Annotated in this window: 18 protein-coding genes; 12 read left to right on the plus strand and 6 right to left on the minus strand. The window is 61.3% G+C overall.

The window, feature by feature from the left end:
- Positions 1 to 76 precede the first annotated feature (76 nt).
- From FHT86_RS14160 to FHT86_RS14185, 6 genes are all read right to left on the minus strand, one after another.
- Complete coding sequence (locus FHT86_RS14160; protein ID WP_246779508.1) at positions 77 to 2116, minus strand: sigma-54-dependent Fis family transcriptional regulator; 2040 nt, start codon at positions 2114 to 2116, stop codon at positions 77 to 79.
- Positions 2117 to 2213: 97 nt separating this feature from the next.
- Positions 2214 to 2696, minus strand: coding sequence for a hypothetical protein (locus tag FHT86_RS14165; RefSeq protein ID WP_133707436.1), 483 nt, complete (start codon positions 2694 to 2696; stop codon positions 2214 to 2216).
- Positions 2697 to 3070: 374 nt separating this feature from the next.
- On the minus strand, positions 3071 to 3595 hold the full coding sequence (locus FHT86_RS14170; RefSeq protein ID WP_133707437.1) for a sarcosine oxidase subunit gamma: 525 nt from the start codon (positions 3593 to 3595) through the stop codon (positions 3071 to 3073).
- Entirely contained in the window at positions 3588 to 6521 is a 2934-nt protein-coding gene (locus FHT86_RS14175; RefSeq protein ID WP_133707438.1) for a sarcosine oxidase subunit alpha family protein, read from the minus strand. Before FHT86_RS14175 ends, FHT86_RS14170 begins: the two co-directional genes overlap by 8 nt.
- The gene (locus tag FHT86_RS14180) at positions 6518 to 6796 is read right to left on the minus strand and encodes a sarcosine oxidase subunit delta (protein WP_133707439.1); all 279 of its coding nucleotides are present in this window, start codon (positions 6794 to 6796) and stop codon (positions 6518 to 6520) included. Before FHT86_RS14180 ends, FHT86_RS14175 begins: the two co-directional genes overlap by 4 nt.
- A gap of 12 nt (positions 6797 to 6808) precedes the next feature.
- On the minus strand, positions 6809 to 8059 hold the full coding sequence (locus FHT86_RS14185; RefSeq protein WP_133707440.1) for a sarcosine oxidase subunit beta family protein: 1251 nt from the start codon (positions 8057 to 8059) through the stop codon (positions 6809 to 6811).
- A gap of 86 nt (positions 8060 to 8145) precedes the next feature.
- Here FHT86_RS14185 and FHT86_RS14190 point away from each other — a divergent pair, with 86 nt between their 5' ends.
- The 12 genes from FHT86_RS14190 to FHT86_RS14245 all read left to right on the plus strand — a co-directional run bounded on the left by FHT86_RS14190 (position 8146) and on the right by FHT86_RS14245 (position 20111).
- Positions 8146 to 9105, plus strand: coding sequence for a GlxA family transcriptional regulator (locus FHT86_RS14190; protein WP_133707441.1), 960 nt, complete (start codon positions 8146 to 8148; stop codon positions 9103 to 9105).
- An 81-nt stretch (positions 9106 to 9186) separates the two neighbouring features.
- Positions 9187 to 9870, plus strand: coding sequence for a helix-turn-helix domain-containing protein (locus FHT86_RS14195; protein WP_133707442.1), 684 nt, complete (start codon positions 9187 to 9189; stop codon positions 9868 to 9870).
- 90 nt (positions 9871 to 9960) lie between these two features.
- On the plus strand, positions 9961 to 10857 hold the full coding sequence (locus FHT86_RS14200; protein ID WP_133707443.1) for a class II glutamine amidotransferase: 897 nt from the start codon (positions 9961 to 9963) through the stop codon (positions 10855 to 10857).
- A gap of 54 nt (positions 10858 to 10911) precedes the next feature.
- Positions 10912 to 11598: a GXGXG domain-containing protein gene (locus tag FHT86_RS14205; protein WP_133707444.1), complete on the plus strand. Its 687-nt coding sequence runs from the start codon at positions 10912 to 10914 to the stop codon at positions 11596 to 11598.
- A gap of 18 nt (positions 11599 to 11616) precedes the next feature.
- The gene (locus FHT86_RS14210) at positions 11617 to 12945 is read left to right on the plus strand and encodes an FMN-binding glutamate synthase family protein (RefSeq protein WP_133707445.1); all 1329 of its coding nucleotides are present in this window, start codon (positions 11617 to 11619) and stop codon (positions 12943 to 12945) included.
- A gap of 80 nt (positions 12946 to 13025) precedes the next feature.
- Positions 13026 to 14333 (plus strand): type III glutamate--ammonia ligase, encoded by a 1308-nt coding sequence (gene glnT, locus FHT86_RS14215; protein ID WP_133707446.1) that lies wholly within the window; start codon positions 13026 to 13028, stop codon positions 14331 to 14333.
- 97 nt (positions 14334 to 14430) lie between these two features.
- A complete protein-coding gene (gene purU / locus FHT86_RS14220; RefSeq protein ID WP_133707447.1) occupies positions 14431 to 15315 on the plus strand; it encodes a formyltetrahydrofolate deformylase in 885 nt (294 codons plus the stop codon).
- A gap of 2 nt (positions 15316 to 15317) precedes the next feature.
- The gene (gene folD, locus FHT86_RS14225) at positions 15318 to 16217 is read left to right on the plus strand and encodes a bifunctional methylenetetrahydrofolate dehydrogenase/methenyltetrahydrofolate cyclohydrolase FolD (protein ID WP_133707448.1); all 900 of its coding nucleotides are present in this window, start codon (positions 15318 to 15320) and stop codon (positions 16215 to 16217) included.
- A gap of 112 nt (positions 16218 to 16329) precedes the next feature.
- Positions 16330 to 17463 carry an aminomethyltransferase family protein gene (locus tag FHT86_RS14230; RefSeq protein ID WP_133707449.1) on the plus strand — a complete coding sequence of 378 codons (1134 nt, stop codon included), beginning with the start codon at positions 16330 to 16332 and terminating at the stop codon, positions 17461 to 17463.
- Between the two features lie 10 nt (positions 17464 to 17473).
- Positions 17474 to 18079 carry a dimethylamine monooxygenase subunit DmmA family protein gene (locus FHT86_RS14235; protein WP_133707450.1) on the plus strand — a complete coding sequence of 202 codons (606 nt, stop codon included), beginning with the start codon at positions 17474 to 17476 and terminating at the stop codon, positions 18077 to 18079.
- Positions 18076 to 19041 carry a PDR/VanB family oxidoreductase gene (locus tag FHT86_RS14240; protein WP_133707451.1) on the plus strand — a complete coding sequence of 322 codons (966 nt, stop codon included), beginning with the start codon at positions 18076 to 18078 and terminating at the stop codon, positions 19039 to 19041. Before FHT86_RS14235 ends, FHT86_RS14240 begins: the two co-directional genes overlap by 4 nt.
- A 29-nt stretch (positions 19042 to 19070) precedes the next feature.
- The gene (locus FHT86_RS14245; protein ID WP_133707452.1) at positions 19071 to 20111 is read left to right on the plus strand and encodes a heme-dependent oxidative N-demethylase family protein; all 1041 of its coding nucleotides are present in this window, start codon (positions 19071 to 19073) and stop codon (positions 20109 to 20111) included.
- Positions 20112 to 20163: the final 52 nt, after the last annotated feature.

A 20163-nucleotide genomic window follows, 5' to 3' on the forward strand; every position in this document is an offset into this window, starting at 1 on the left:
CGTTTGAGAATTGGGCACCCTGTCTGCCGATCCATCCCAGACACCAGCATTCCTCGGTGACGCCACGGCGCCGTCTTCAGGCATAGCTGCGTTTGATTCCGAACTGATCCATCTTCCGATAAAGCGTCGGCCGCGATATTCCGAGCCGTTGTGCCACCTTGCTGAGATTGCCGTGCTCGGCGGATAACGCCGTGATGATCGCCTGCCGTTCGGCCTCGGCAAAACTGAGAACATGAGTGTCTGCCTCGATGGAAAGGGCGCCATCAATCGGCTGACGATCGGCGATCTCGGCGGGCAGATCTTCGACGGCAACCAAGGGGTTGCGCGCCAAGAGATGCAAGCGCTCAACGAGATTTCGCAACTCCCTGACATTGCCGGGCCATTGATAGGCCAGCATCGCATCGAGCGACTCGTTGGTGAAACGAAGCGGGGAGACGCCTCTCCGATCCGCCATGTTGCGATTGAAGTGATCGAGCAGCAGCAAACAGTCATCGCCGCGGTCCCGGAGCGGAGGCACCTCAATCGTGACCGCACTGATACGATAGAACAGGTCGCGTCGAAATCGCCCGGCGGCGACCTCCTGCTTGAGATCGCGGTTGGTCGAGGCGACGAGCCTGACGTCCACAGATCGCGCGCGGCTGTCGCCAAGGCGATGAATGACGCGCTCCTCGAGGACGCGCAGCAGGAAGGGTTGGATATCCAGCGGCATTTCGCCGATTTCGTCGAGGCTCAGGACACCGCCGCTAGCGAGTTCGAAGACACCGGCTTTGCCGTCGCGGGAGGCCCCGGTGAAAGCGCCGGGCACGTGGCCGAACAATTCGCTGCCGAACAGCTCCTTTGTCACGGCGCCGCAATTGAGTGCGATGAAGGGACTGCCGGCGGATTTTCGGCTACCCGCATGGATGAGACGTGCGAAGAGTTCCTTGCCGACGCCGGTCTCCCCTTCGATCAGCAGTGAGGTCACGTCCTCCGTATCCGCCGCGCGGCAGGCTATTTCGACCGCCGCGCCGAGGGCGCCGCTTTCGCCGATGATCTGAGCGCATGCTTCCTTCAGCCGGTCCGACGCGCGATTACCGATCGACACCAGTCGGCCGCTGACGCTCTTCGGGAAGACCAGCGCGGCGCCGCGAATATCGCCATCCAGTTCGAGCGGACAGACATCGCAATTGCGCATCGTCTCGGGAAGGCTGGTGGCGACGCTGTCCAGGAAGCCGGAACCCGTGAGTTCCGGCGACCAACAGTTCACTCCCCCTTGGCGAACGGTCTCTCCCAGCCGTCGCCCTTCCGGCAGCGGCACGTTGTTGTGATAGATGGCCCGGCCTTGGCGATCGATAATCAGAAGGCCGTCGCTGGCATGATAGTTGTTGGCGGAAGCGATAAAGGCTTCCAGGAGCCGTAACCGTTCTGCGGTCTGCGAATCGGCGAGTGCTCTTTCTATTTCACGTGCCGCCGCAGCAACCAACGCGATATTGTGTGGCCGAAAAATATCGGGATGTCCGGAAAGATCGACGACGCCAATGACCTTACCGTCAAAGGGATCCCGGATCGGCGCACCGGCACAGGTCCAGCTCTTGATGCCGGCGCAGAAATGCTCGGCGGCGTGAACGAAGACCGGCTCCCCTGTCCAAAGGGCGGTGCCGATGCCATTGGTGCCGACAACATCTTCGGTCCACTTCCCTCCGATGCCGAGGTGGATGTCCATGCCGTCGAATACGGTCCTCTTGTCACCCATCACATTGATCAGGACGCCGTCGCTGTCGGCAAGGGCGAGCATGGCCCCGGTACCATCCAGCATTCGACCGATCATCGAAAACGGACGCGTCGCCGCCTCCAGCAATTCCGAGCTGCCGCGCGTCAGCGCTTCGACGGCATCCCGATCCGTCTCGATCGGTGCCTCGTTGCGCTGCGCGTCTATGCCCCCTTCGGCGCAGCGGTGCCAGGAATCGTGAATCGTGGAGCGCACCGGCAGCGTCTGCCGCTTGGTCTCGTGTTTGCCCTCCAGGAGCCTTTCCCAGGCTTTGGTGACACCGACCTCGTCGTAATCGGCCCGTACCAGTGCGCCGCCCGGCATGAGGGCTGCCATCTGCGGTGACCGTCCGAGGGGAAGTTCATTCATGCCATGTGGATTCCGCTTCATGGGCACTCACATTTCGTGACTTGAGAAAAATCGGCGCTTGTAAATGACCGTTGCCCTCCTGTCGGAGACTGCGTGGTCAGCTTTCCGAGTCCATGTCGAGACGACGGCCGATATCGGTCGCAAGCTCGTCTGAACCATAGGAGATCCCGATGGTCACGCCATCCATGTCCGCAAGCGCCTCGGCGGTCGCCTCGTCGAGCGGCGCTATATAGCGATTGCGTGCAATGGCGAGAGCGAAGGTCTTGCCGGCAGAGGTTTTGCGAATATCGCCGAAATGCTGAAGCTGCCGACCCGAGGATTCATCCACGGCAATTACCCGGCCGTTGGGCGTCACCCTGACCCGCGGCTGCGCCGCCGCCGGGGCTGCGGGCTGGCCGCCGATGTGGATGATCAGGCCTTCCGCCTGCGGGAGCTCGCGCGGCTTTTGGGACTGGGAATACCGTCCATTGCTCAATTGGTCGGCAAGCTTGGTGATCAAACCGCGGTTCTGCTCGATGAGGCGCTTGATCTGGGCGTCCTCGCGACGAGGGCCATCCCGCTTAGAAAATATCTCGACCATGAATCCTCCCAGATCATGATTACATTTTCTGCTGCGTTCTCTTTGTCAAAAGCGTAGCACATTTCCTCCAATCCACCAGCGCAAAGCCATATCATTAACCAATGGAAGATGGTGGTATAGGAGGGCGGCAGGAACGATTATTTGTCGATTGAGACGCAACTGCTCGACCATAGTCTTCTCGGCAGCGACGTCCTGCTTCACCCCGAATACCCTTGCAGCACCGCCATTCGCTAACTCGACGTGGGCGGTTATTTTAGTCCTTTTGCGGCAGCTATTTGGGCGTCCAGCAATTCAATCTCTGGCTGGCGCATCAAGCGCTACGTCACTTGCAGCGCCGCGTAAACGAGCACGCCGGCAAGGCTCAGATTCTCGCGTCAGATGGCGGCAGCCAGGTGCTCCAGTTCCTCATGGAGATGTTCGGCATAGCTGCGCAACACGATCAGCTCGAACCGGTGCGGTGCGGTGCGCGTCAGGTGCAGCGATACATGGCCGTAAAGCGTGACCACCGAACGGCCTTCGGGAAAAACCGAAGGATCGAGATCGACGGCGGTGCCCTTCGCAAGGATTTCGATCGCATGGGCGCCGGAAAGGCCGATACGAATGCGCCCATGGCTCTGGTCGGAAACGAAGGCATTTCCTTGCAGGACTGAGGAGAGAGCGGCAATGCGCGCAGGCAAAAGCTTATCGTCGCCGACGACGAACCATTGCCGGTAGCCGGCCGAGCGGAGGCTGCTGCCAGTAAGCTTGGCTGCTGAAAGATAGCCGGCTAGGCTTTCGGTATCGATCGGCCCCATCACATGCAGCAGATGGCCTTCCGGCAAGGTTTCCAACCGGATGCCAGGCCCTTCGAATACGGCCTTGCCGGCAAGTGCCGGCCTGTGTTCGGGACGATCAGGCATGGAGTTTCTCGTTCTCAGGATCGATGAAGATCGGGCTGCAGAGCAGCGCTTCGGTGAATTCATTTCTGAGGCCGTTCCAGACCGTGACCTTTTCACCGATACGTTCTGGCCCACGCTTCACCAGTGCGAGGCCGATCGTGTGGCCGAGGCTTGGCGAAAAGGCGCTGGAGGTGACATAGCCCTGGTCGTTCTCGAGCGTGGCGGCGGCCCCGTCCGCCAGGATATGGGCACCGGTGCGGAAGCTCGTGGCCGGATTGATTGGCTTGACGCCGACAAGGCGAGGGCGGTCGAGCGACTGCAGGCCTTCGCGGATGAGCATGGCCTTGCCGATGAAATCCGACTTGGTCGCTGAGATCATCCGGCCGAGGCCAAGATCTCCTGGCGTCACCGTGCCATTGATCTCGGCATGGGTGACATGGCCTTTTTCGATGCGCATGACACCGAGGGCTTCGGCGCCATAAGGGCAAATGCCGTGTTTATTGCCAATCTCCATGATGGCATCCGCCACCCATTCGCCATAGCCGGCGGGCACGGCGAGCTCATAGGCAAGTTCGCCGGAAAAGGAGATTCGGAAGAGGCGGCCTTCAAGCGTCCCGCCAAAAAGCGAGACGACGCGAGCGCTCATGAAGGGGAAGGCAACGTCGGACAAATCCTCATCGACGATGTCGGAGAGGATTGCCCGCGATTTTGGGCCGGCAATCGCCATTTGCGCCCATTGATCGGTCGAGGAGGCGAAGTGGACATCGAGTTCGGGCCAGAGCGTCTGGGCGCAGAATTCGAGATGGGTGAGCACACCGGCGGCGAGCGCCGTCGTCGTGGTCATGAAGAAGTGATCCTCGCTGAAGCGGCTGGTCGTGCCGTCGTCGTAGACCATGCCGTCTTCGCGCAGCATCACTCCATAACGTGCCTTGCCGACGGACAACTTGGCAAAGCCGTTGCAATAGACGCGGTCGAGGAAGGTCGCCGCATCCTTGCCGAAGATCTCGATCTTGCCGAGTGTCGACACATCACAGATGCCGGCATTCTTACGGATGTTCAGCACTTCGCGGTCGACGCTTTCACGCCAGGTGACCTCGCCTTGGCGTGGGAACCAGGACGAGCGATACCAAAGTCCCGTCTCGACAAAGGTGGCGCCGTTCTTCTTGGCCCAGTTGTGCAGCGGCGACTTGCGGGCTGGCTGGAAGTGTTTGCCGCGCGCAGTGCCGGTCAGCGCGCCGAAGGAGACCGGCGTATAAAACGGGCGGAACGTCGTAGTGCCGACCTCGGCCGGCGAGACGCTGCGCGCTTCGGCAAGGATGCCGATGGCGTTCATATTGGACAGCTTACCCTGATCGGTCGCCATGCCGTTGGTGGTATAACGCTTGGCGAGCTCGACATGGCCGTAGCCTTCGCGCACGGCAAGGCCGAGGTCCTTCAGATGGACGTCGTTCTGATAATCGACGAAAGCCTTGCCCTTGCTGCCTTTGACATGAAAGAGCGACGCGGCGGCCGGAGAGATCTCCTCCACTGTAGCAAACGCTGGCATGACGTTGCCGAAGCCGATCGTTTTCAGTGCCTCGACCGCTTTGCGGGCGCCATCGCCTAGGCAGGCATCCGTGGCGGCAAGACCGGCAGCCGACCCGGCAATCAGCAGGCCCTCCTGCCTTTCTGGCGCCAGGAAGGCGGCTTTCTCCGCGGACCAGATCGGCCTTGCGCCGCGCTGACAGGCAAGGTGGATGATCGGGCTCCAGCCACCGGACACAGCCAGAGCATCAGCATCGATGCGTTGCGTGCCCGAGGCCGTCGTGACGCTCAAACGATGCAGGCGCTTGCCGCCATGCGCGTCGGCGACACGGGCATTGGTGAGTACCGGCGCGCGGCCCGACCAGCCGTCGCGGGTATTGGTGCGGCTGTCGACGATGGCGGCGACCTCGAGCCCGGCGGCTTCAAGGTCGGCAGCGGTGCGGTAACCGGACTGGTTCGTCGTGAAGACGACGGTGCGGGCGCCGGGGGCAACCGCCTGGCGATTGAGGTAGCTGCGCATGGCGCCCGCCATCATGACGCCGGGAATGTCGTTGCCGCCGAAGACAAGAGGACGTTCCTCCGCGCCGGTCGCAAGCACCGCCTGCCTGGCGATGATGCGCCAGAGACGCTCGACCGGACGATGCGGATCGGGTGTTGCCAGATGTTTCTGCACGCGCTCGACGGCACCAAAGACATTGTCGTCGTACCAGCCGATGACCGTGGTGCGCGGCAGGAGGCGCATATTCGGAAGGCTTTCGAGTTCCTCGAGAATATCCTTGAGGGCCGTGCCGGCCTCGAGGAGAAGGTTGCCGCCGAGCGCAAAACCCTCGTCGGCGAGGATGACGCGGGCGCCGGCGCGTCCCGCCGTCAGGGCCGCGGCAAGACCCGTCGGTCCCGCGCCGATCACCAGCAGGTCGCAATGACCCCAGCGTTTCTCATAGGAATCGGGATCGACCTCGTAGGATGCCTTGCCGAGGCCGGCGGCCTTGCGGATCAGCGGTTCGTAGAGTTTTTCCCAAAGGGCTGCCGGCCACATGAAGGTCTTGTAGTAGAAGCCGGCGCTGAGGAAGGGCGAGAACAGGCCGTTGACGGCGCCGATATCGAAGCCGAGTGAAGGCCAGCGGTTCTGGCTGCGCGCGATCAGCCCCTCATGGAGTTCGATCATCGTGGCGCGGCTATTGGCTTCGGTCCGGCCGCCGGTCCCTGTCGTCACCAGCGCATTAGGTTCGGCGGCGCCGGCCGTCAGGATACCGCGGGGCCGATGATACTTGAAACTGCGGCCGACGAGTTGAATGCCGTTGGCAAGCAGGGCGGAGGCGAGTGTGTCACCGGGATGGCCTGACAGCTCCCGGCCGTCAAAGGTAAAGTTGACGGTTTTCGAGCGGTCGATCCGACCGCCGGCGGAGAGGCGGTAGCTCGTCATGCCCGGCCTCCGAGCTTGGCGAGCGCGGCGTCGTTCACCTCATAAACGGCATGGGTGACGGTATCGCGCTCGACGACCAGCCAACGGCGGCAGCCGGAGGAGTGGTGCCAATATTCCTTGTGGCGCCCCTTCGGATTGTCGCGGAGGTAGACATAGTCATACCACGCCTCAGGGCCGGCATCGGGGGTGGGGCGTGTCAGGCTCGCATCACCCTTGATGGAAAACTCCTCCTTGGGACGGAGGCCGCAGTGAGGGCAGGAAATCAGGCTTGCCATCTCGTCATGTCCTCAATGCAGGTTGGGCTGGGCGCCGACGCCCTTTTCGTCGATCTGATAGCCGCGCCGAAAGCGGTCCAGTCGCAGTTGCCGGGCGGTTTCATGCGGCTCGTTGCGGGCGATCAGATGGGCGTAGCAGTAGCCGGAGGCCGGCGTCGCCTTGAAGCCGCCATAACACCAGCCGGCATTCAGATAGAGATTGTCGATATGGGTGCGATCGATGATCGGCGATCCGTCCATACTCATATCCATGATGCCGCCCCAAGTGCGCAGGGTGCGCACGCGGGTCAGCGACGGGATCATCGCGACGCCGGCCTCAGCGACGTGTTCGACGGTCGCGAGATTGCCGCGCTGGGCATAGGAATTGTAGCCATCGATGTCGCCGCCGAAGACAAGGCCGCCCTTGTCCGATTGGGAGACGTAGAAATGGCCGGCACCGAAGGTGACGACTGTGTCGATGAAAGGCTTCAGCCCTTCGGAAACGAAGGCCTGCAGCACATGGCTTTCGATCGGCAGGCGCAGGCCGGCCATGTCGGCGACGACAGTGGAGTTGCCGGCAGCCGCGAGCGCCAGCTTGCCGCAGCCGATGAAGCCCTTTGAGGTCTCGACACCGGTTACGCTGCCGTTCTCGGTGCGGATGCCGGTCACCTCGCAGCCGGTAATAATGTCGACGCCGCGGCTGTCGGCGCCGCGGGCATAGCCCCAGGCGACCGCGTCGTGGCGAACCGTGCCGCCGCGCGGCTGGAACAGGCCGCCCATGATGGGAAAGCGGGCATTATCGAAATCGAGGAAGGGCAGCATCTTGCGCACGGCCGTTCGATCGAGGAATTCAGCGTCGACGCCGTGCAGCCGCATGGCGTTGCCGCGACGGGTATAGGCGTCACGTTGTGCATCGGAATGGAAAAGATTGAGCACACCGCGCTGCGAGACCATGGCGTTGAAGTTGAAATCCTGCTCCAGTCCCTCCCAGAGCTTCATCGACAGCTCGTAGAAAGGGTTGTTGCCGGGCAACAGGTAGTTCGAACGGATGATCGTTGTGTTGCGGCCGATATTGCCCGAGCCGAGATAGCCCTTCTCCAATACCGCGACATTGGTGATGCCGAAGGTCTTGGCAAGGTAATAGGCCGTTGCAAGTCCATGGCCGCCACCACCGACGATGACGACGTCATAGTGCGGCTTCGGCGCGGGACTGCGCCAGGCGGAGGCCCAGTCCTTGTTGCCGCGAAGACCGTTCAGAAAGATCGAAAGTGCGGAATAGCGCATGGTGGTATCCGAAAGAGATGTCCCATGATGACAGATTGACGTACGCTGACTTGCACGTGCAGGACATTATTCGCTAAAAAAGAGACATGAGCCCAGCCGATACCAAAAGCGCCCAGAAAATCGGTTTCCTCCTCCTGCCGGAGTTTGCGCTGATGTCCTATGCGTCCGCGACCGAGCCGCTTCGTGCGGCAAACCTTATCGCCGGACGCGAGCTATACCGTCTCTCCATATTTTCTCCGGATGGCGGGTCGGCGCCGTCCTCGTCGGGCGCCGTGGTTCCCGCAGTACCTCTGCCATCTCGTGGCACTGGCCTCGATATGGTCTTCGTTTGCGCCGGCGGTTCGCCGCGCGACTGGCATCATCCGGCCGTGCATGCGTGCCTTCGGCAATTGGCGCGCGAAGGCGTGCGGATCGGCGGCATTTCGGGAGGCCCCTATCTGCTTGCCGCCGCAGGGCTGCTTGCCGGGCGTGATTTCACCATTCATTGGGAACATGCGCCGGCGTTGCTCGAAGCCTTTCCCGATCTTGCGCCGCGTCAGGCCCGCTTCGTCATAGACGGCAATCGCATCACCTGCGGTGGCGGCATCGCGCCGCTGGACATGATGCATGCGCTGATCGCCGAGCGCATGGGCGCGGATTTTGCTCGCCGCGTCAGCGACTGGTACTTGCATACGCAGATCGGCGAACCGACCGCCCCGCAGCGAGCCTCGCTTGCAGAGCGCTACGGCGTGCACCATCCGGGGCTGCTCAGCGTCCTTGCCAAGATGGAGGAGACCATTGAGATGCCGCTCGATCGGACGACGATGGCGCGGATCGCCGGCGTTACCGCCCGCCATCTCGACAGGCTCTTCGCGGCCCATCTGCAGACGACCTTTCTCGAGCAATATCGCCGCATCCGGCTACAGCATGCGTTACGCCTTTTGCGCCAAAGCCCGCTGTCGATCTCGGAAATCGCGGTTGCGACCGGCTTTTCCAGTGCTGGGCATTTCTCGCGACTGTTTCGCGAGGCTTTTGGACGTGCGCCGCGCGATATGCGGCGGGATTAGACTTTCTTCACGGTTGAGAAATTTTCACTGCGGCGATAGGGTGATTTTCAGAAAAATCATCTGGCGACGAAGGAAAATTGAATGAAAACCAAGCGCGGAGCGACGGAGCAGAAGGATCACACGCCTGGCGGCCGGGCCGCCTTCACACAGGATCCACATGCCGTTCGCGAGCCGAAGGAAAACAACCTCGAAATGGCGATCGGCCATGAGGTGCGCGCCTTCCGCAAGAAACTCGGTATCACGGTGACGGATCTGGCGGCTGCGACCGGCATATCGCTCGGCATGTTGTCGAAGATCGAGAATGGCAATATTTCGCCGTCTCTGACGACGCTGCAATCGCTGTCACGCGCCCTCGGCATGCCGCTCACCGCCTTTTTTCGCCGCTACGAGGAGCCGCGCAACGCTGTCTTCGTCAAGGCGGGACAGGGCATCGAACTTGAACGCCGCGGCACGCGCGCCGGCCATCAGTATAATCTGCTCGGGCACATCGACAACAACACAAGCGGCGTCATCGTTGAACCCTACCTCATAACCCTGACGGCTGATTCCGACGTCTTTCCGACGTTCCAGCACGAAGGCATGGAGTTTCTCTACATGCTCGAAGGCGAGGTCGTTTATCGTCATGGCGACCAGCGTTTCCCCATGCAGCCGGGCGACAGCCTGTTCTTTGATGCCGATGCGCCGCACGGTCCCGAGGTGCTCGTCAAGCTGCCGGCCCGCTACTTGTCGATCATCAGCTATCCGCAAGTGGGCAAGAATGGCTGACTTGCCTTAAAAGAAAAATTTATTCTTCCTAGTTGTAGTTCAAAAAAAGACCTGTTACTCATTTTGCAGATGCGAACGGAGGGTCTGGTCATGTGCGGAATTGTGGGTCTCTTCCTGAAGGATAAAAGCCTGGAGCCTCAGCTTGGCGCGCTCCTGTCGTCCATGCTGGTGACGATGACCGATCGCGGGCCGGACAGTGCCGGCATTGCCATCTATGGTGACGGCAATGGCGACAAGGCGAAGATCACCATTCAGTCCGCCAACCCGAAGAAGGATTTCGCCGATCTCGAAGCGGCGCTGATGAGGGCGCTCGACAGCTATCTTTCGATCGAGGTCAAAAGTACGCATGCGGTCATTATGCTGCCGAAGGACCGGCTCGACGAAGGTCGCGCGGCGATAGCCGAACTTCGCCCCGATGTGCGCATCATGAGCAGCGGCGATGCGATCGAGATCTATAAGGAAACCGGCCTGCCGAAGGATGTCGTCTCCCGCTTTTCGGTCACTTCGATGGCGGGCACGCATGGTATCGGCCACACGCGCATGGCAACGGAGTCCGCCGTCACGACGCTTGGCGCCCATCCTTTCTCGACCGGCTCCGACCAGTGCCTTGTGCACAACGGTTCGCTGTCGAACCACAACAACCTGCGCCGTGAGCTCAAGCATCAGGGCATGACCTTCGAGACGGAAAACGACTCCGAGGTTGCAGCCGCCTATCTGACGGCCGAAATGGCCAAGGGCAAGAACCTGGGCGAAGCGCTGGAGAGCGCGGTCGACGACCTCGATGGTTTTTTCACCTTCGTCGTCGGCACCAAGTCGGGCTTCGGCGTCGTGCGCGACGCGATCGCCTGCAAGCCCGCCGTCATGGCTGAAACGGATCGCTATGTCGCTTTCGGTTCGGAATATCGTGCGCTTGTCAGCCTGCCCGGCATCGAAGCGGCCCGCGTCTGGGAGCCTGAGCCGGCGACCGTTTATTTCTGGGAACGCTGAAAGCCGGCACGGCGGCTTCAATCTTTCGGTTCGTATTCAGTTCAGGACGATGATATGCCCACATTCGATCTTGCGGTGACCCCGCTTCGTGATCTCAATCAGACCCTGCACGACATCGCGCAGGGCGATAACGACCTTCGGTTCGAAGTCGTCAATCCGCGTGGCCATCATGCCGTCGCCGCTGGCGTCCACGCGCCCGTCAGCATCGATATCCGCGGCAGCGTCGGTTACTACTGCGGTGGTATGAACGAAGAGGCTGATATCACCGTGCACGGCTCGGCTGGCCCCGGCGTCGGCGAGAACATGATGTCGGGCCGCATCACCGTCAAAGGCGATGCCAGCCAGTATGCGGGTGCGACCGGTTGCGGTGGCCTTTTGGTGATCGAAGGCAATGCCTCCTCGCGCTGCGGCATCTCGATGAAAGGCATTGACATCGTCGTGCGTGGCAATATCGGCCATATGTCCGCTTTCATGGCGCAGGCCGGCAACCTCGTCGTTCTCGGCGATGCCGGCGAGGCGCTGGGCGACTCCCTCTACGAGGCGCGCATCTTCGTGCGCGGCAAGGTCCAGAGTCTCGGCGCCGACTGTATCGAGAAGGAGATGCGCCCCGAGCACATCGAATTGCTCGGCCGCCTCCTCGACAAGGCGGGCATCACCGATGCAAGGCCCGAGGAATTCAGCCGCTACGGCTCCGCCCGCAAGCTCTACAGCTTCCACGTCGACAACGCCGACGCCTATTAGATCCTATAGAGGTTTTTCATGAGCTATCACAATCCGCCCACAAAGCCTCGCCTTTCGGCAACCTTCGACGAATATACGATGTCGGAAATCCGTCGCGCGGCGGCGACCGGCATCTATGATATCCGCGGCGGCGGTGCCAAGCGCAAGCTGCCGCATTTTGACGACCTTCTCTTCCTTGGCGCCTCGATCTCCCGCTATCCGCTGGAGGGCTATCGCGAAAAATGCGGCACCAATGTCGTGCTCGGCTCGCGGTTCGCCAAGAAGCCGATCGAATTGAAGATTCCGATCACCATTGCCGGCATGAGCTTCGGCTCGCTCTCTGGCCCCGCCAAGGAGGCGCTCGGCCGCGGGGCGACAATCGCCGGCACGTCGACCACCACCGGCGACGGCGGCATGACGGAGGAGGAACGCGGCCATTCGCAGCTCCTCGTCTATCAATATCTTCCTTCGCGTTACGGCATGAACCCGAAGGATCTGCGGCGTGCCGACGCGATCGAAATCGTTGTCGGCCAAGGCGCCAAGCCCGGCGGCGGCGGCATGCTGCTCGGCCAGAAGATTTCCGATCGTGTTGCCGATATGCGCACGCTGCCGAAGGGCATCGATCAGCGCTCGGCTAGCCGTCACCCCGATTGGACCGGTCCGGACGATCTTGAGATCAAGATCCTCGAACTGCGCGAAATCACCAGCTGGGAGAAACCGATCTACGTGAAGGTCGGCGGCGCGCGACCCTATTACGACACCGCACTTGCGGTGAAGTCCGGCGCCGACGTCGTCGTGCTCGACGGCATGCAGGGTGGCACTGCCGCGACGCAGGAGGTCTTCATCGAGCATGTCGGCATGCCGACGCTTGCCTGCATCCGACCCGCCGTCCAGGCGCTGCAGGATCTCGGCATGCACCGCAAGGTGCAGCTCATCGTCTCCGGCGGCATCCGCAATGGCGCTGACGTGGCAAAGGCGCTTGCGCTCGGCGCCGACGCGGTCTCCATCGGTACGGCGGCGCTTATCGCCATCGGCGAGAACGATCCGCGCTGGACGGCCGATTATGAAGCGCTCGGGACGACGGCTGCCGCCTATGACGACTGGCACGAGGGCAAGGATCCGGCCGGCATCACCACGCAGGATCCCGAACTGATGAAGCGTGTCGATCCGGTTGCCGCCGGCCGCCGCCTGGCCAACTATCTGAAGGTCATGGCGCTCGAGACGCAGACCATCGCCCGCGCCTGCGGCAAGAACCACGTCCACAACCTCGAACCCGAGGATCTCTGCGCTTTGACGATCGAGGCATCCGCCATGGCGCAGGTGCCGCTCGCCGGCACGAACTGGATCCCCGGAAAGGGAGGCTACTGATTTCTACCGGCCGGGCAAACGTCCCGGCCGTCTCGCATCCATAACCAAAGTGTCTCTAAGAAATCCAAAGGGGAACGAGAATGACACTGGATCTTGCTGCTTTTGCGAAAGACAAAGGCATCAAATATTTCATGATCAGCTATACCGATCTCTTCGCGGGCCAGCGCGCCAAGCTGGTGCCGGCGCAGGCGATCGCCGGCATGCAGGAAGAGGGCGCGGGTTTTGCAGGTTTTGCCACCTGGCTCGATATGACGCCCGCTCACCCTGATCTTTTCGCCGTTCCGGATCCTTCTTCCGTCATCCAGCTCCCATGGAAGAAGGAAGTGGCCTGGGTTGCTGCGGACTGCATGATGGAAGGCGAACTTGTCGCCCAGGCGCCGCGCAACGTTTTGAAAAAGCTCGTCAGAAGAGCCGAAGTCGAAGGCATGCGGGTCAAGACCGGCGTCGAGGCCGAATTCTTCCTGATCACCGCTGACGGCTCGAAAATATCGGACGAATACGATACCGCCGAAAAGCCGTGTTACGACCAGCAGGCGGTCATGCGCCGTTATGATGTGATCGCCGAAATCTGCGACTACATGCTGGAACTCGGCTGGGGCGCCTATCAGAACGATCACGAGGATGCCAACGGCCAGTTCGAGATGAACTGGGAATTCGACGATGCGTTGAAGACGGCAGACAAACATTCCTTCTTCAAGTTCATGGTGAAGTCTATCGCCGAAAAGCACGGGCTTCGCGCCACCTTCATGCCGAAGCCTTTCAAAGGGCTGACGGGCAATGGCTGCCATTGCCATGTCTCGGTGTGGGACAATGACGGCAAGACCAACGTCTTTGCCGACAGGCAAGCGGAATTCGGCCTCTCGGCGGAAGGCAGGCATTTCCTTGGCGGCATCATGAAACATGCCTCGTCGCTTGCCGCGATCACCAATCCGACGGTCAACTCCTACAAGCGCATCAACGCGCCGCGCACGACGTCGGGCGCTACCTGGTCGCCCAACACCGTGACCTGGACCGGCAACAACCGCACCCACATGGTGCGCGTGCCGGGGCCCGGCCGTTTCGAGCTGCGTCTGCCCGACGGCGCGGTCAATCCCTATCTCCTGCAAGCCATCATTATCGCCGCCGGCCTCGACGGCATCCGCAACAAGGCGGATCCCGGCCCGCATCACGACATCGACATGTATGCGGAAGGCCATCTTGTGAAGGACGCGCCGCGCCTGCCGCTCAATCTGCTCGATGCATTGCGCGCCTACGATGCCGATGAGGGCCTGAAGGAAGCGATCGGGGCCGAATTCTCCGCCGCCTACCTCAAGCTCAAGCAGCAGGAATGGAATTCCTACTGCTCGCATTTCACGCAGTGGGAACGCGAGACTACGCTTGACGTCTGAGCCAGTGGCCCGACGTTTAAAAATCGTGACGCAAAACGCCGGAGCCGGGAACCCGGCCAATGACAGTCTGCGCGCTTCGAATGACAAGGGAAGAGACATGAAGAGCTATGTTCTACGGGTATCGTGCAAATCGACGCGCGGGATTGTTGCGGCGATAGCGAATTATCTGGCCGATCAGGGCTGCAACATCGTCGACTCCAGCCAGTTCGACGATCTCGATACCGGCAAGTTCTTCATGCGCGTCTCCTTCATCTCCGAGGAAGGGGTGGGCCAGGAGACGCTGGTCGACGGCTTCAAGCCGGTCGCCAAGAAATTCGAGATGGAGGCCGAGATCTACGATGCCCACACGCGCATGAAGGTGCTGCTGATGGTGTCGCGCTTCGGCCACTGCCTCAACGACCTGCTGTACCGCTGGAAGATCGGCGCGCTGCCGATCGACATCGTCGGCGTCGTCTCCAACCATTTCGATTACCAGAAGGTGGTCGTCAACCACGACATCCCCTTCCACCACATCAAGGTGACGAAGGACAACAAGCCGCAGGCCGAAGCGCAGCTGCTGGAGCTTGTCGAGCAGACCGGCACCGAACTGATCGTGCTCGCCCGCTACATGCAGGTGTTGTCGGATGCGCTGTGCAAGAAGATGTCGGGCCGGATCATCAACATCCACCATTCCTTCCTGCCGAGCTTCAAAGGGGCGAACCCCTACAAGCAGGCCTATGAGCGCGGCGTCAAGCTGATCGGGGCGACGGCACACTACGTCACCGGCGATCTCGACGAGGGTCCGATCATCGAGCAGGACACGGCGCGCATCACGCATGCGCAGTCGGCCGACGATTATGTGTCGATCGGCCGCGATGTCGAAAGCCAGGTGCTGGCCCGGGCCATCCATGCCCATATCCACTACCGCACCTTCCTCAACGGCAACCGCACCATCGTCTTCCCGGCAAGCCCCGGAAGCTATGCTTCGGAGAGGATGGGATAGCGATGGCTGACATCATCGATGGCAAGCAGGTGGCTGCTTCGGTAATTGATGCGGTGAAGACGGCGACCGCAGCACTGGAGAAGGATACGGGTGTGAAGACCGGCCTTGCCGTCGTCATCGTCGGCGACGATCCGGCCAGCCACACCTATGTCGGGGCCAAGGGCCGCATGGCCAAGGAATGCGGCTTCACCTCCATCCAGCACACGCTGCCGGCCGAGACGACGCAGGACGAGCTGGCAAGGCTGGTGGCCTCGCTGAACGAGGATGCGTCCATCCACGGCATCCTGGTGCAGCTGCCGCTGCCGAAACATTTGAACTCAGAGGCGATCATCCAGTCGATCCGGCCGGACAAGGATGTCGACGGCCTTCATGTCGTCAATGCCGGCAAGCTGGCGACCGGCGATCTCGCCACCGGGCTGATCTCCTGCACGCCGGCCGGCGCCATGTTGTTGGTGCGCCGTGTGCATGGCGAGGACTTGTCGGGTCTTACTGCCGTCGTCATCGGCCGCTCGAACCTGTTCGGCAAGCCGATGGCGCAACTGCTGCTGCATGCCAATGCGACGGTGACGACGGCGCATTCGAAGACCAAGGACCTGCCGGCGGTTGCCCGCAATGCCGATATCCTGGTGGCGGCGGTCGGCCGGCCGGAAATGGTCAAAGCCGATTGGGTCAAGCCCGGTGCCACCGTCATCGATGTCGGCATCAACCGCATTGCCGCACCGGACAAGGGTGAAGGCAAGACACGCCTTGTCGGCGATGTCGCCTTTGCCGAGGCCGCGGAAGTTGCTGCCGTCATCACGCCGGTGCCCGGCGGTGTCGGGCCGATGACCATCGCCATGCTGATGGCCAATACAGCCATCGCCGCACATCGTGCCGCCGGCAGGCCGGCGCCGAGGTTCTGAGAGAATACCGTTGGGGCGGAGCCGATAAAATCGTTGCGATCGGCTTGCCACGGCGCAAAAGACGATTATAGTCAAGAAATAATTATTCCGTACAGGAAAAAGAGGGAACGAAATGACGTTATCTTGGCGTTTCTCCGCCTTGGCGGATCGGCATCGCGCTCTGGGTTCGAAGCTTGAGGACTGGAGCGGAATGGGCACCGCCTGGACCTACGACAAGGATATGTCGGAAGAGCATGTTGCGATCCGGACCAAAGCCGGCATCATGGACGTCTCGGGCCTGAAAAAGGTTCATCTTGTCGGCCCGCATGCCATCGCCGTCCTCGACTACATCACCACCCGTGACATGGCGAAGATCTATCCCGGCCGCTCGGTTTATGCCGCAATGCTGAACGACCGCGGCCATTTCACCGAGGATTGCATCGTCTATCGCACCGGCCCAAATTCCTGGATGCTGGTGCATGGCTCTGGCTCCGGCCACGAGGAGATCGTCAAGCAGGCGGCGGGTCGCAATTGCGCCGTGCTTTTTGACGACGACCTGCACGATCTCTCGCTGCAGGGGCCGATCGCGGTCGATTATCTCGCCAAATATGTGCCTGGCATCCGCGATCTCAAATATTTCCACCATATGCAGACCACGCTTTTTGGCGCGCCGGTAATGATCTCGCGCACCGGTTACACCGGCGAGCGCGGTTATGAAATCTTCGTTCGTGGCCAGGATGCCGTCATGGTCTGGGACCGGATCGTCGCCGAAGGCGAAGATATGGGAATCATTCCCTGCTGCTTCAGCGTCCTCGACATGTTGCGCGTCGAAAGTTATCTGCTCTTCTATCCCTACGACAATTCGCAAATGTATCCCTTTGTCGACCAGCCGCCCGGCGACAGTCTTTGGGAACTCGGCCTCGACTTTACCGTCAGCCCCGGCAAGACCGGCTTCCGCGGTGCTGAGGAACATGCGCGGCTGAAGGGGAAGGAACGCTTCAAGATCTTCGGCATGCTGATCGATGCCGACGCCCCGGCCGATCTCGGCGACGAGGTTTTTGCCGACGGAAAGAAGGTTGGTGTCATCACCTGCCCGAGCTATTCCACGCTGACCAGAAAATCCATGGCGATCGCCCGTCTCGACGTCGATAAGGCCGTGCAGGGCACAAAACTCGAGGTTCGTGGCAAGAACCTCAAAGCCGGTGCTATCGCGCACACGCTGCCATTCGACGATCCGGAGAAAAAGAAGCGGACCGCCATCGGTTAGGGAGCGCGCCATGCTTGTTGAAGGCATCAAGAGCCGACCCGTCTACAAAGGCCTGATCATCCAGCCGAAGGCACGCAAGCATATTTTCGCTCTGGAAGGCGAGGGCGCACTGGCTCTTATCGAACAGCAGGCTGCGCTTGACGAAACGGGACTTGCTCGCAGCGAAGTCCTCTATGTCGCGCGCGGCTCGCAGGGCAAGGGCCATGATGACATGCTGCGCCGGCTCGGCGCCGATATGTTCTTCGCAGCGCCGACGATCGCGACGCTGCTCTTCCGCCTTAAAGGTTCGCTCGCCACCGCCCATATGGGCACGCGGCTTTATATTGCCGGCACCGAAGGCTTTATCGGCCAGGCGATGATAGTGGCGCTCGATTACGGCATGGACCATGCCTCGATCATGACGGAGCATCGTGGCTCGCTGGCGCGTCGCGTGCAGTGCGTCCACTGCAAAGGTATCACCGAGGATGTCACCCATAGCCCCTTCGCCTGCAGTCATTGCCGCCTTCCGCTGCTCGTGCGCGATCACTATTCGCGTCGCCTCGGTGCCTTCCAGGGCGTCAATATCGATGCGGAAGAGCCCGGAAGCGCACCCGATCCTGAGGAGTTGTTCCTGTGAGCGGCGGTACTGAAATTCCCGTTCGGGTAACGAAGGTGACGCCGGTCGCCCATCGCATCAAGCGCTTCCGCTTCGAGCGCCTGGACGGCATGCCGATGCCCTATTTCTCCGGCGGCGCCCATGTCATCGTCTCGATGAACGATGGCGGCCATATCAGGCGCAATGCCTATTCGTTGATGTCGCCGCCGCATGATTGCGCGGCCTATGAGATCAGCGTGCTGCATGTCGAGGATTCACGCGGCGGCTCCACTTTCATGCATGAGAAGGTGCGCGAAGGCGACGAGCTGAAGGTCAGCTACCCGGTCAACCTCTTCCAGCCGGATTGGCGCGGCCGCAAGCATCTGCTGATCGCAGGCGGCATCGGTATCACACCCTTCATCGCCATGATGGAACAGTTTTCCCGCGAGGGCGCCCATTTCGAGCTGCACTACGCGGTGCGCTCGCACGACCGCGGCGCCTATTGCGAGGAACTTGTCGCGCGCTATGGCCCGCATCGGGTGAAGATCTATTGCGACGCCGACAAGAATTTCATTCCGGTCGCCCGCCTGCTCGACGGCCAGCCGCTCGGCACGCATCTCTATGTCTGTGGCCCCTCCGGCATGATCGACGGGGTGCTAAAGGCGGGGCTGGAGGCCGGCTGGCCGGAACAGAACCTGCATTCCGAGCGCTTCCTGTCCTCACAACCCGGCAAGCCGTTCTCGATCGAGCTGACGCGCTCCGGCAAGACGGTTCATGTCGGCCATCACGAGAGCATGCTGGAGGCGATTGAGACGGCAGGTGTCGACGCACCTTTCCTCTGTCGCGGCGGTGCCTGCGGACAGTGCGAGACCGCCGTTGCCGTCTGCGAGGGCAAGCTTCTGCATCAAGACGTCTATCTGACCGACGAAGAAAAGGCGTCCGGCCGCAAGGTGATGATCTGCGTCTCCCGCTTCGAGGGAAACGCGTTGCATCTCGACCTCTAGGCATCGGGCCGATACCCAGGAGAACGGACATGGCAATCGCCTTCAAACAGGAAACCTTCCGGGACGATTTCAGCTATCGCAACAGTCCGGAGAACATCCGGCGCTTCCCGTTCCCTTTCGATCGCGACGAGTACATGTATTCCGTCAATATGGAGCCCCATGTGAAGGGACAGGCGGGCACGGTCTATGAAAGCCTGATCGACGTCGACGAACATTACGTCGCCGAGATGCGCGACCGTGAGCTGGTGCTGAAGGAGGATCCGTTGCGCTACCAGGCGCTGCCGCACATGATGACGGCGCAATGGGATACGCTCGAGCTTCTGATGGAAGAGCAGGCGGCGGGTTACCCCGAGCATTTCACCTTGATCCGCAACGGCGATCAATGGCGCTGGATCAACCGGCCGCTCGGCATCGACGACAGCTTCACCTTCGGCGACCGCTCGACACTGCCCTATGAGCCCTTCGAATACATCACCCGTCAGGCCCAGGGCGATTTCTGCATCGTCGACCAGCGCGACGGCAACCTCTGGATGGATGCCGGCATGGTCACGACCCAGGCCGACTGGTCGCTCGATTTCGACATCGGCATGAATTTTATGGAATGGCACGGGCCTGTGCCACTCGCCCATCAGATCGGTGTCTTCGACCGCGCGCTGAAGTTCCTCCTGAACCTACAGCAGGGCAAGCCGACCCGACGCTTCAACTGGACGATGACCATCAATCCTCGCCTCGATACCAGTCCTGAGAACTATCCCAAATGGGGCCCTGACCGCACGACCGTGACGCCAGCGAATGTCGGCGAGAAGGTACATCTGCGCGTGGAGTTGCAGAGCCTCTGGCGCCTGCCGCGTTCAAACGCAATCCTGTTCGTCATCCGCTGCTATCTGATGAACATGAACGAGCTCGTGACCGTACCGAAATGGGCGCGACGGTTTCCGCGGGTGTTGCGCACGCTGCCGCCGGAACTCATCGACTACAAGGGGCTGACACGCTTCCGTGAGACGACGATCGACTGGCTTTCGACATATGACGACGGGGCCGCAACAAGCCCCGGCATCTTCCCGGATTGATCCCGGCCGCCGCGCCAAATGACTGCATGCGATAAGAACTTCGATAGAATCG

The organism is Rhizobium sp. BK313 (assembly GCF_014193655.1).
Taxonomy (GTDB): domain Bacteria; phylum Pseudomonadota; class Alphaproteobacteria; order Rhizobiales; family Rhizobiaceae; genus Rhizobium.